This window comes from Hoeflea sp. YIM 152468 (genome assembly GCF_029210485.1).
Taxonomy (GTDB): Bacteria; Pseudomonadota; Alphaproteobacteria; order Rhizobiales; family Rhizobiaceae; genus Hoeflea.
The window spans coordinates 223,633-235,447 of record NZ_JARGET010000011.1; the positions used below are offsets into that span (position 1 = coordinate 223,633).

Genomic DNA, 11,815 nt, shown 5'->3' on the forward strand with positions numbered 1-11,815 from the left:
GTAACTCGCTTTTTCCTGTACCAAGTCTGCAAAGCATATAGATCTTCGGCCAATCAGGGCAGTTTTTACGGCCCACGGAGTGTGAAATGAACAAAACCAATGCCGGTTTTCTGGTGTTCCTTGGAATGTCGATTGTCGTGGCGATCGGCGCCTTCTTTTTTGCGCCCGATCTGTTCAAGCCGGATCAGGAAATTGCATCGCTGACCCCGCCGGGGGCGGAGACTTCCGATGCGCCCTCGCCGTCGCCTGTTGCGCCTGTCGCTGAGCAGCCCGACACGACGGAGGTTGACCCCGACACGACGGAGGCTGAAGTCGAGCCAACTGCCTCGGCATTCGACCAGGTGGCTCCGAGTTTTGACGTGCTGCGGGTCGAGCCCGACGGCTCCACGGTGATTGCCGGCAAGGCCGCGCCCAATACCACACTCGACATCATGAATGGCGAAACGGTGATTGCATCGACCCGGGTCGGCCCGAATGGCGATTTTGCCGCCGTTCTTGATCAACCTCTCGCTGCCGGCGACTATCAGTTGACATTGCGCAGTTCCGCAGAGGATGGAAGCGTGCTGATGTCTGAAGAAGTTGCCACCGTTTCGGTTCCGGAGACGGCGTCAGGTGAATTGCTGGCGATGGTCAGCAAGCCGGGGAAGGCCAGCCGCATCATCGCGCAGCCGGCGGCTCCCGCCGAGGCGCAGACGGCAGCGGATGCGGCGGTGACGCCGGATGCCGACGTTGCCGGCGATCCGGCATCAGTCGAGACTGCAGACGTCTCGCCACCCACGGATGAACCGGTGACAGCAGGCGAAGACCAGACTGCCGCCGATGGGGGCGCGGCAAACGAGGCTGCGGACGCCGGTGAAACGGCGGCGCTTGCTGAAAAAACCACGCGTCCGACGCCTTCGGCTCCAGAGACTGCCACGGATACGCCGGACACACCTGCTGCGGCTGATCCGGTTGCTGTCGCCACCGGCGAAGAAGAGGTGGCGATGGTTTCGCCGGAAACCGTTGCCGAGCCGGCGCAAAACGAGCTGCCTGCAGGGGCAAGCGTGCATGTCGATGCGGTTGAAATCGAGGGCGACAAGATCTTCATCGCCGGATCGGCAACGCCGGGATTTGAGGTCCGGGTTACTGCCGACGGGATCCTGATCGGCACCAGCAAGGCCGACGAGACCGGGCGCTTCATCGTGGAAGCTGTCAGTGCGCTGTCGGTTGGCGATCACATGATCCATGCTGACTTGATGGACAAGTCGGGGAAAAGTGTGTTGCGCGCCACAGTGCCCTTCAACCGGCCGGCGGGCGATTCGCTGGCTGCAGTGGCGCTGGTCGATCCGGCCGCGTCCAGGCCGGAAAGCCAAGCCGGGGAATTGATCCTGCCCGATATCGCAAGTCTGTCGGAACTGCGTGAAGAGGCGTTTGAAGCTGTGACTGCGCTCAAGGACATGGTGTCGGCGGCGGAGGCGCCAGAGGACGCTGACGTGTCGTCAGCGCTCGAGGATACGGTTGCCAAGCTGAAAGCCGCAGCCACGGCTGATCTGCCGGCCGACAGCAGCGACGCGGCAAAGGCGGTGGCCCGATCGATGCGGGACCAGGCGCAATCCGCCTTGGCGTCGCTTTCGCCGGATCAGTCCAAGGTGACATCGGCGACGGATGATCCCGCCCGTGATTCGCAGAGCGCATCCATGACCGGTGATCTCGCAGGGATGAGTGAAACGCTCGAACGGGCCGCCACGGCGCTATCCGAACCTGCTGAGATGGCTCCCGCTGCACCCGCCATGGAGCCCCAATCGGCGAGTACGGACCAACCCGGCGAACCCAAGACCATCGTGCAGGCGCCGCTGGCCTCGACGCCCGGCGCGGTGATCATCCGTCGCGGTGACACGCTGTGGCAGATCTCGCGCCGGACCTATGGCGAGGGGGTTCGCTACACCACCATCTACGTGGCCAACCGCTCGCAGATCCAGAACCCGGACCGGATCAGACCGGGTCAGGTTTTCTCGGTTCCCGAGACTCCGCTCGACAATGCCGAGGAAATACACCAGCGGCTTCTGGGCGTGGGAAAAAGCAACTAAATCAGTTGACCGGATATTATTCATCGTATATCGCCGATATACGATGAAAGTGTCTGATCCGAACAATACCTCCAGCGATGAGGCGGTGGCCCGCAAGCTTGCGGCGCTGGCGCATCCGGCGCGGCTTCGTTTGCTGCGCTATCTCGGCTCTGCCGACTATTGCTGCGTGAAGGAACTGGTCGACAGCGTCGGACTGGCGCAGTCGACGGTGTCGCAACACCTCAAGGTTCTGGCCGAGGCTGGGCTGGTCAGTTTCCGGGCCGAGCGGCAAAGATCCAGATACACAGTCAATGCCGACGCCTTGCGCGAACTGGCCTGCGTCATCGTCCAGACTCTTGATCATTGCTGTGGCAGCGCCTGTTCCGCCGAGCGCAATGAGACCCATACAAATCATGCACGGCAGAGCGACCCGACGGTGCTCTGACCGAAGACAAGGATATCTGAATTGAATTCCAAGACCGTATCCGCCGATCAGGGAAATCCGTTCGGTACCTTGAAAAACCTCTGGCCCTACATGTGGCCAGCAGAACGTCCCGACCTGAAGATGCGGGTGCTGTGGGCGACCGTGTTTCTGCTGCTGTCCAAACTGGTGCTGATCTCGGTTCCCTATTTCTTCAAATGGGCGACGGACGCCCTCAATGGCCAGCCTGATGGGATTGCCTGGATGCCGGCGCTGATGGCCACGCCGGTGATGCTGGTGATCGCCTACAATGTCGTGCGGATCGTGCAGTGGGGGTTCAATCAGCTGCGCGACGCGCTGTTTGCCCGGGTGGGTCAGTATGCGGTGCGGCAACTGGCGTTCAAGACCTTTGTGCACATGCATGAATTGTCGCTGCGGTTTCATCTGGAGAGACGCACCGGCGGGTTGTCACGGGTCATCGAGCGCGGCACCAAGGGCATCGAGACGATTGTCCGCTTCACCATTCTCAACACGGCGCCAACGTTGATCGAGTTTGCCTTGACGGCTGTCATTTTCGGGCTGGCCTACGGCTGGAGCTACGTGCTGGTCACCGCCATTACCGTCTGGCTCTACATCTGGTTTACCGTGCGCGCCTCCGACTGGCGCATTGCGATCCGGCGCTCGATGAACGAGTCGGACACCGACGCCAACACCAAATCGGTGGATTCGCTGCTCAATTACGAGACCGTCAAGTATTTTGGCAATGAAGAGATGGAGTCGCACCGGTTCGACGAGTCGATGGCCTCCTACGAGAAGTCGGCGACACAGGTCTGGACCTCGCTGGGCTGGCTCAACATGGGGCAGGGCTTCATTTTCGGGGTCGGAATGGCGGTGATGATGGTGATGTCGGCGCGCGCAGTGCAGGCCGGCACCCAGACCATCGGCGATTTCGTCTTCATCAATGCCATGCTGATGCAACTGTCGATTCCGCTCAATTTCATCGGATTCGTCTATCGCGAAATCCGGCAGGGGCTGACAGATATCGAACAGATGTTCGGACTGCTTGACGTCAAGCCCGAGGTGCGCGACGCACCTGACGCCAAGCCGCTGGCTGTCGATCAGGGAGGCATCCGCTTCGACGACGTCAACTTCAGCTACGATCCGGCGCGGCCGATCCTCAAGGGGATCAGCTTCGAGGTGCCTGCGGGCAAGACGGTCGCCATCGTCGGGCCATCGGGCGCGGGCAAATCGACGATCTCCCGGCTGCTGTACCGCTTCTATGACATCCAGTCCGGCAGCATCACCATTGACGGGCAGAATGTGCGCGACGTGACCCAGAAGAGTTTGCGCGCCGCCATCGGCATGGTGCCGCAGGATACGGTCCTGTTCAACGACACGATTGCCTACAACATTCGCTATGGGCGGATCGACGCCAGCGACGAGGAAGTTGATCAGGCGGCGGATCTGGCGCAGATCGGCGACTTCATTCGCCGTCTGCCCGAGGGTTTCCAGGCTATGGTCGGCGAGCGTGGTCTGAAACTCTCCGGCGGCGAGAAGCAGCGCGTCGCCATCGCCCGCACCATTCTCAAGGCACCGCCAATCCTGATTCTCGACGAGGCGACGTCGGCGCTGGATACGGCAACCGAACAGGAGATCCAGGCGGCGCTGGATTTCGTGTCAAAAGACCGCACCACCGTCGTCATCGCGCACCGGTTGTCGACAGTGGTCAGCGCCGACGAGATCATCGTGCTCAAGGAAGGCACGATCGCCGAACGCGGCCGCCATTCCGAGCTGCTGGCGCAGAACGGGCTTTACGCGTCGATGTGGGATCGCCAGCGCGAAGCGACCGAGGCGGAGGAGCAGCTCAAGCGTATGCGCGAAAACGACGAGATGGGCATTGTCACGCGGCGGCGCACGTCGGAAATCGGTCAAGACTGACGCTGAAGTGACGGCTGCACGGGTTGGCTGTTGCAGCCGGCCAACCTATATGAGTTTACGACCGCGCTTTTGGTGCGGTGCCGGATTTGACTTGCTGCGGGCTCAGTGACCGGAAATCGGTTTCCCCTTTGGAGCAAATTGCTGTAGTCACAGCCTTCAACTCATTCAGGAAACACGTCATGAGTATTATCGATAGCGTTCGCAACGTGCTGGTTCCGGTTCACCGGGAAGGCTACAAGTTTGTTGCCGCGTTCTTCGGGGCATCGGTGCTGCTTGGCTTTATTGCAGATCCGCTGTTCTGGATCGGCCTGGTGCTGACGCTCTGGTGCGCCTATTTCTTCCGTGATCCCGAACGGGTGACCGCGCTTGACGATGATCTCGTCATCACCCCCGCCGATGGCCGGGTGTCGTCGGTGGTGCGGATGACGCCGCCTGCGGAGCTGGAGCTCGGGACAGACGAGATGCTGCGCATTTCGGTGTTCATGAACGTGTTCGATTGCCATGTGAACCGCGCTCCGATGAAGGGCCGTGTGGTGCGCAAGATCCATTCCCAGGGCTCCTTTCTCAATGCCGAACTCGACAAGGCCAGCACCGAGAACGAGCGCAGCGGCCTTGTTCTCGACACCGCACATGGTCCGATCGGCGTGGTTCAGATTGCCGGCCTGGTGGCGCGGCGCATCCTGTGCTGGGCTGAGGAAAACGAACATCTGGATGCGGGCGAACGGTTCGGCTTGATACGCTTCGGTTCGCGCCTGGATGTGTTCCTGCCGGCCTCGGCGCGACCGCTGGTCAGCGTCGGCCAAACCGCGATTGCAGGTGAAACCATGCTTGCCGAATTCGGATCTGCCAAGGGTCCCGTGGTCAGCCGCCGCGATTGAACCGGCCGCGTCAGCAAGCAAAGGGAGTCATGCATGAAAACGCCGTTTCCACCTTTTGACCCTCATGGTCTTGATGACGCAGTGCGGGATGAAGGGCGGGGACCGCGGTTGCGGGAAATCCCGTTCCGGATGCTGATTCCGAACCTGATCACGGTTTTGGCGATCTGCGCCGGCCTGACCGGCATTCGCCTGGCCTTCGAAAGCCGCTTCGAAATGGCCGTGGCCATGGTGCTGCTTGCGGCTTTTCTCGATGGCATCGACGGGCGGGTGGCGCGGCTCCTGAAGGCCCAGTCGAAATTTGGCGCGCAGATGGATTCGCTCGCCGACATTGTCAATTTCGGCGTCGCACCGGCGCTTGTGCTCTACGTCTTCATTCTGGATCAGGCCCGGTCGTTCGGCTGGATCGCAGCCATGGTCTACACCATTGCCGCCGGACTGCGGCTGGCGCGTTTCAACGTCATCTCCGAGAGTACGACCAAGCCGAGCTGGGAAAGCTACTATTTCGTCGGTGTTCCGGCGCCTGCGGGGGCGCTGCTGGTGCTGTTGCCGATCTATTTCGGCTTTCTCGGCATGCCAGTTGACCGCTGGACCGGGCTGATTGCCTCGGCCTACACCCTGTTCATCGGGTTTTTGCTGGTCAGCCGGGTTCCGGTGTTTTCGGGCAAGGGCATCGGCGGGGGGGTCCGCCGCGACCTGGTGATGCCGTTCATCCTTGTTGCGGTCGTCTATGTCTCGCTGCTGATGAGCTATACCTGGGAGACGCTGACGTTTACGGCCATCGTTTATCTGGCGTCGCTGCCCTTCGGCGCCAAGGCCTGGTCGCGCAAATACGGACCGAAATCACGTCTTTCCGCTCCCCCCGACAGCGCGCAAACGGCGGAGTCCGCAGCAGCAGCCGCGTCAGACGACGCGAAGAACTGAGCCGACAGGGTCGTTGCAACTGACGCCAATCGCAGCGCGGCTCAGGCCTTGCTGCTGACGCGATGGACGCTGCCCCATTGTCAATGATTGTCCGGACATCGAAGCCAGCGATGTCGAGGTAGACCTATGTGAGCGGGAAGTCACGTTATTTGACAAGGCAGGTGGTGTTCGCTCCGGCCATCTTGCTTGGCTGACAGCGCGATAAAGCTGGCAGAATACGGTTGATTATAGACCTCTCGGCCTTGGTCAAATCAGGCAGTAATCGATTCCCATCCCTGCGAATATTGGCCATTGGGCCGCCGACCTCTCGTGTCCGCCGCACGCATGTGAATGCCGTCCGACGTAACCACTCAAGAACTATAATAATCTCTGATTTCTACGAGATAACAGTCTGAAAAATATACAATATTATAATGTATAATACGTCTTTCCTGAAGTATCAAAATGAATGATGTTGACAAATTTATTAAAATTATCGGATACTTGTCCTTTCTTGGGGAGGATGTTGTTATGGTTGCGAAGCTGAATGCTGGCGTGTCTGTAAAGGGTGCTATTGCCTATCAAGACAATCAGGATCCCGATCAGTTTCATTATTTTCCGTCAGCGCCACGGCTGACCCTTGAGGATCAACTCGAAGCATTCAAGGTAAGTTATTGGGGCATTGGTGGCGAGTATTACTCCAAAAACCCAACCACAGGAGCAATCACAAGCGAAGTAGGAGCGTCAGTTTCCGGTCAGGTGATTTTTGATGCTGCCAACAAACAAAAACAAGATCTTGTGTCCGAGATCAGCAAAGTCTACGGCGTTCCGAACCCAAAGTTAATTCCATTCATGATGGTGAATACTGAGGTGGTGCCCGTCTTCGCCCAGCAGACTTTAGGTATCGGTGAAGATGCGGACGCAATCTTTCCCAAGATAATCCAAGTAGGTTCGAGTGCTGCGTATAACGTGTCCAACGGCGCAGGTCGATTTGCACAACTGTTTGCCAATGTCGTCGCCCAAGGTGGAAGCACTGGCGTCGCCAATCCGGATTTTTCCTTGCTTATATATGGTGATGTCGAGTTTATCGGTGATCCATGGCGTGTTGAGATTGAAGCGGATCTCGATCAGGTCTGGAGTTTTGTGCGCGAGAAATTTTCTGCCAGCGCCCAGATCGGCTGGTTTAATCTTGGTGGCGCCGAATATGAAAACGTCATGCAGGACCTGCAGACCAACAATATAGTCAAGATCAAATATATAGAAGGAACTGTCGACAACAAAGACCCGGGAAATCAGTTGTTCGAGCAAGGAAAACTCCTATTCGAGGCTATCAATGCTGAAATTACAGCAGGTGAGGGGCTGTTTAAATTGCAGCCTTTGCCCGAACCGCCGAACCCTCCTGCCGGCGGTGGTTCCATTTTGCCGTGGAGCGTGTCGATCAATGGCTCATATCAGAGTTCGTTCTTCAAACAGAAGGTCCATCTCAAGCGTGAGCTTGAATATGTGGGACGCGTGCAGCGCCGCATGCCCAGCTCTCTTGTGTTGGCTGTTACCTGCGGGCCGGAAACAGAAAAGTATTTTTTCGACCTGAGAAGCCCAAGCTTTCCTTGTATTACCCAGGCCAAGATGGACGCGATGAACGACCGTTTGAAAGCGGAGCAGCAAGCACAGAACCAAGTTGTGACTGCCGCATCTGCTGATTTGGACCAAGGAAACATCGAGAATGAAGATTTCAATATGGTGATGAACTATCTCCAGAACAATTCTCTCACCGAAGATGTTTCTCAGCAAAATAGTGGCCAGATAAAGCTCGGCTATGCTGGAGATAGAATGTCTGCGTATAGATCGGTCTTTTCAACGGGTATTCCAGATTATATCGAAGTTCTGAGGCGGGCGCGGTATTCCAGATAGTCTCGCGATTTTTATAACTATAAATGAGTTTGGTTAGATGGTTCAAATATATTCCGTTATATGCCAAAACCCGAATGCCATAATGGGAGACTTCAATATCCTCATTGGAGCTAAGCCGGAAAAAGGATATTTTTTTAGCAGCTCAGGCGGATCAGTGGTTAAGTCAGGTCAGAAGTTGAACGGTGGTGGAGAAATTGCGCTTCCTGGTGGTAAAATCGAGTCGGGAGAAAGTCCACTCGATGCCGCAAACCGAGAGTTTCTTGAGGAAGCTGGTTATGATATCAGTGGTGTGACACCACAGGTCCTTAAATTCAATGATGGATCGACTGATTTTTATGCGGCGTATTACTTTGTTGATACAAATTACTTCTCCCAAATTTTGTATTCAGTTTCAGCAAATCTTGGAGTTTCCATGGCTGCGTCTTACGCGGTAAAGGCTGGGATCATCAAGAATTACGCTGACATATCTACCTTGTATCCGGGGGCATGTGCCGACAATGAACTGTATAATTTCTGGCTTTTGAATACGATTAGAAATCAAACGATCATAGCTGAAATGTCTAAAAGCAAGAGTACAAGCTGGTATAGTATTATAATTAGCGAGTTGTACAAGTACAGCTCTGAAGAGGAGCTAAAATTGCTATGCGATGATGACGCAGATGGTGCTGATCTTTCTAAAAGCTAAAGGCCTTATCGACGCATCAGATCGTTTATGGTGGGCTCGCTCCTATTCGGCCTTGTTGTCCGGCCCGGCGGCTCTTGATCCATTCTTCGCGATCTTCTGAACTCTCACATAACCAGACTGATCCAGCCTCAGCAGTGGCAGCAGATTGATGGTGACCTGCAGGCGCAAGGCCTACTCCGGCAGGCGGTAGTCGAAAAAGCGGGATTCTGCGACGCGGAACAGCTTGCCGGTCTGGGTGCAGGCGGGCGCGCAAAGCGGCACCAGCTTGGCGGCGACTTCGGAAGGGTGGGGCAGGGTATCGGGGTTTTCCCCCGGCATTGCCTGGGCCCGCATCGCGGTGCGGGTTGCGCCCGGATCGATCGAATTGACGGTGAGCTGGGTTTTTTCGGTCTCGGCCGCCCACACCCGGGCCAGGGTCTCCACGGCGGCTTTCGAGGCCGCGTATGGACCCCAGAAGGCGCGGGCTGAATGGGCGACGCCCGACGACAGGATCAGCGCCCGGCCGGCGTCGGATTTGACCATCAACGGCTCGACCGAGCGGATCAGCCGCCAGGTGGCCGTGACATTGACCGCCATCACCTTGTCGAAGACCTTGGCCTCGACGTGGCCGACGGGAGAGATGGTGCCCAGAACACCGGCATTGGCGACGAGAATGTCGAGCTTGCCCCAGCGGTCATTGATGGCGCTGCCAAGTCGGTCGATGGCGGGCATGTCGGTCAGATCCATCGGCACCAGGGTGGCGCTGCCGCCTTCGGCCTGGATGGCGTCATCGAGTTCTTCCAGTCCGCCGGTGGTGCGGGCAACGGCGATCACGTGGGCCCCCTGCCTGGCCAGTGCCAGCGCGGTCCAATAGCCAATGCCGCGCGAGGCGCCGGTGACGAGCGCGATACGTCCTTCAAGAGTGGTCATGCCTGGATTATCCGTTGTTGGCCAGCAGCGACATGCTGCGCAAATTGACGTAATCTTCCTGATCGGTCAGCGTCGTCGGGTAGTCACCGGTGAAGCAGGCGTCACAGAATTGCGGGCATTCCGCATTGCGTCCGGGTTCGCGAATTGCGCGATAGAGCCCGTCGATGGAGACGAAGCCGAGACTGTCGACGCGAATGAAATCGGCCATGTCACTGACAGACATGCGCGAGGCCAGAAGCTTGGATTTTTCCGGCGTGTCGACGCCGTAAAAGCACGATGACATGGTCGGCGGAGAGGCGATGCGCATATGCACTTCGCGCGCGCCGGCTTCGCGCACCAGCTTGACAATCTTCTGGCTGGTCGTGCCGCGGACGATGGAATCGTCGACCAGCACGACGCGCTTGCCCTCGATCATGTTGCGGTTGGGATTCAGCTTGAGCTTGACGCCCATGTGCCGGATCGCCGAGGACGGGGCGATGAACGTGCGGCCCACATAATGGTTGCGGATGATGCCGAGCTCGAAGGGCAGGTTGGCCTGCTGGGCAAAGCCGATGGCCGCCGGTGTGCCTGAATCGGGAACCGGGATGATCACGTCGGCGTCGACCGGGCATTCCCTGGCCAGTTCCTCGCCGATCTTCTTGCGCGCTTCATAGACATTGCGGCCCTCGATGTTCGAATCGGGCCGCGCGAAATAGACATATTCGAAGATGCAAAGCCGCGGCGACTTCTTGTCGAAAGGGAAATGACTCTCAATGCCGGTGGAGGTGATCACGACCACCTCGCCGGGTGCCACGTCGCGGACAAAGCGGGCGCCGATGATATCGAGGGCACAGGTTTCCGATGCCAGGATATAGGCGCCGTCAAGATCGCCGATGCAGAGCGGACGGATGCCGAGTGGATCGCGGGCGCCGATCATCTTTTTCTCCGACAGCCCGACCAGCGAATAGGCGCCCTCGAGCTTGGAGATCGCTTCGATGAATTTGGGAACAATCCGGGTCTTCTCGCTGGTGGCGATCAGGTGCAGGATGACCTCGGTGTCCGATGTAGAGGAGAAAATCGAGCCGCGCTTCTGCAACTCGCTCTGCAAGGTGAGCGCGTTGGTGATGTTGCCATTGTGGGAAATGGCAAATCCGCCCCCGGCAAATTCGGCAAAGAACGGCTGGATGTTGCGCAAACCCTCGCCGCCGGTGGTGGAATAACGGTTGTGGCCAATGGCGCGGTCACCGGGCAACCGGTCCATGACCGACCGTTTGGTGAATGTGTCGCCGATCAGCCCGACATGACGCTCGACGGAAAATTGCTGACCGTCGAAGGCGACGATGCCGGCGGCTTCCTGACCGCGATGCTGGAGAGCGTGCAGTCCGAGGGTGACGACGGTGGCGGCTTCGGGCTTTCCGAAGATGCCAAACACGCCACATTCATCATGGAAACAGTCGGCTTCGTTGTCGACCGGTTGCAAGCCAGAGTCTGTCATTGGCATCGAACCTCTATATAGACCGGCCGGATGGATCCCGACCGGTATCACTCATCCGCTGGTCGCCGGAGCCGCATCCGGAACAGGTTCATCGGAACTGTTCCCGCGCAGGCGCTCCAGAATGGTTGCGTCGGCGTCATCAGGCAGCATATTGACCAGTTTCGTGCCCATCGAATCGAGCATCGGTTTTGATTTCGCCGTCATCACCCATTCAGGCTGCTTTGGCGGGGCCACAAGCCAGTTGAAAAACAACATGGCCACGACAACCAGCAACACGCCCCGGGCTGCGCCAAACACAAAGCCGAGGGTGCGATCCAGCGCGCCGATGCGGCTGTCGATGATAAAATCGGCGATCCGCATGGTGATATAGGAGACCAGGATCAGCGCGACCAGAAACACGATTGCGGCGGAGCCGATCATCGCGATCTTGTCGGAGTCGGTATATTCCAGTGCCAGCGGAGTGAGCACGGGATAGAGGAAATAGGCGGCGGCGGCGGCCGCGATCCAGGAGGCCACGGCCAGCACTTCGCGCGAAAATCCACGAACCATGGCCAGCACCGCAGAAAACAGCGTGATGCCAAGCAGGATGCCGTCAAGAAGGGTAATGGGCATGAAATCGCGTTCCGTTGCTCTGCCCCCGCGCCGCAATCGGCA

At 58.1% G+C, this 11,815-nt stretch carries 10 protein-coding genes; 7 read left to right on the plus strand and 3 right to left on the minus strand.

Annotated elements, in window-relative coordinates; translation table 11 throughout:
• The first annotated feature begins 86 nt into the window (after positions 1–86).
• From PZ897_RS06215 to PZ897_RS06245, 7 genes are all read left to right on the plus strand, one after another.
• Positions 87–2,066 carry a LysM peptidoglycan-binding domain-containing protein gene (locus PZ897_RS06215; RefSeq protein ID WP_275750863.1) on the plus strand — a complete coding sequence of 660 codons (1,980 nt, stop codon included), beginning with the start codon at positions 87–89 and terminating at the stop codon, positions 2,064–2,066.
• Between the two features lie 43 nt (positions 2,067–2,109).
• Positions 2,110–2,490 carry a metalloregulator ArsR/SmtB family transcription factor gene (locus PZ897_RS06220; protein WP_275750865.1) on the plus strand — a complete coding sequence of 127 codons (381 nt, stop codon included), beginning with the start codon at positions 2,110–2,112 and terminating at the stop codon, positions 2,488–2,490.
• A 21-nt stretch (positions 2,491–2,511) separates the two neighbouring features.
• Positions 2,512–4,404: an ABC transporter ATP-binding protein/permease gene (locus PZ897_RS06225; protein ID WP_275750867.1), complete on the plus strand. Its 1,893-nt coding sequence runs from the start codon at positions 2,512–2,514 to the stop codon at positions 4,402–4,404.
• Between the two features lie 179 nt (positions 4,405–4,583).
• A complete protein-coding gene (locus PZ897_RS06230) occupies positions 4,584–5,282 on the plus strand; it encodes a phosphatidylserine decarboxylase (RefSeq protein WP_275750869.1) in 699 nt (232 codons plus the stop codon).
• 33 nt (positions 5,283–5,315) lie between these two features.
• Positions 5,316–6,203, plus strand: a complete 888-nt coding sequence (pssA, locus tag PZ897_RS06235) for a CDP-diacylglycerol--serine O-phosphatidyltransferase (RefSeq protein ID WP_275750871.1) — start codon at positions 5,316–5,318, stop codon at positions 6,201–6,203.
• A gap of 444 nt (positions 6,204–6,647) precedes the next feature.
• The gene (locus PZ897_RS06240; protein ID WP_275750873.1) at positions 6,648–8,093 is read left to right on the plus strand and encodes a hypothetical protein; all 1,446 of its coding nucleotides are present in this window, start codon (positions 6,648–6,650) and stop codon (positions 8,091–8,093) included.
• A gap of 37 nt (positions 8,094–8,130) precedes the next feature.
• A complete protein-coding gene (locus tag PZ897_RS06245; protein ID WP_275750875.1) occupies positions 8,131–8,778 on the plus strand; it encodes an NUDIX domain-containing protein in 648 nt (215 codons plus the stop codon).
• Between the two features lie 171 nt (positions 8,779–8,949).
• On the opposite strand, the gene PZ897_RS06250 is transcribed toward PZ897_RS06245, so the two are convergent.
• Genes PZ897_RS06250 through PZ897_RS06260 form a run of 3 tightly spaced genes read right to left on the minus strand, consistent with a single transcriptional unit; the run spans position 8,950 to position 11,773 of the window.
• On the minus strand, positions 8,950–9,687 hold the full coding sequence (locus PZ897_RS06250; protein WP_275750876.1) for an SDR family NAD(P)-dependent oxidoreductase: 738 nt from the start codon (positions 9,685–9,687) through the stop codon (positions 8,950–8,952).
• A gap of 7 nt (positions 9,688–9,694) precedes the next feature.
• Positions 9,695–11,161 carry an amidophosphoribosyltransferase gene (gene purF / locus PZ897_RS06255; protein ID WP_275750878.1) on the minus strand — a complete coding sequence of 489 codons (1,467 nt, stop codon included), beginning with the start codon at positions 11,159–11,161 and terminating at the stop codon, positions 9,695–9,697.
• 51 nt (positions 11,162–11,212) lie between these two features.
• Entirely contained in the window at positions 11,213–11,773 is a 561-nt protein-coding gene (locus PZ897_RS06260) for a CvpA family protein (RefSeq protein WP_275750880.1), read from the minus strand.
• Between the last annotated feature and the right edge of the window lie 42 nt (positions 11,774–11,815).

Bases quoted from the DNA above. Each gene is read 5' to 3' on its own strand.
- PZ897_RS06260 (WP_275750880.1), bottom strand. From the start codon at position 11,773: ATGCCCATTACCCTTCTTGACGGCATCCTGCTTGGCATCACGCTGTTT.
- PZ897_RS06240 (WP_275750873.1), top strand. From the start codon at position 6,648: ATGAATGATGTTGACAAATTTATTAAAATTATCGGATACTTGTCCTTT.
- PZ897_RS06245 (WP_275750875.1), top strand. From the start codon at position 8,131: ATGGTTCAAATATATTCCGTTATATGCCAAAACCCGAATGCCATAATG.
- PZ897_RS06230 (WP_275750869.1), top strand. From the start codon at position 4,584: ATGAGTATTATCGATAGCGTTCGCAACGTGCTGGTTCCGGTTCACCGG.
- PZ897_RS06220 (WP_275750865.1), top strand. From the start codon at position 2,110: ATGAAAGTGTCTGATCCGAACAATACCTCCAGCGATGAGGCGGTGGCC.
- purF (WP_275750878.1), bottom strand. From the start codon at position 11,161: ATGACAGACTCTGGCTTGCAACCGGTCGACAACGAAGCCGACTGTTTC.
- pssA (WP_275750871.1), top strand. From the start codon at position 5,316: ATGAAAACGCCGTTTCCACCTTTTGACCCTCATGGTCTTGATGACGCA.
- PZ897_RS06250 (WP_275750876.1), bottom strand. From the start codon at position 9,687: ATGACCACTCTTGAAGGACGTATCGCGCTCGTCACCGGCGCCTCGCGC.
- PZ897_RS06215 (WP_275750863.1), top strand. From the start codon at position 87: ATGAACAAAACCAATGCCGGTTTTCTGGTGTTCCTTGGAATGTCGATT.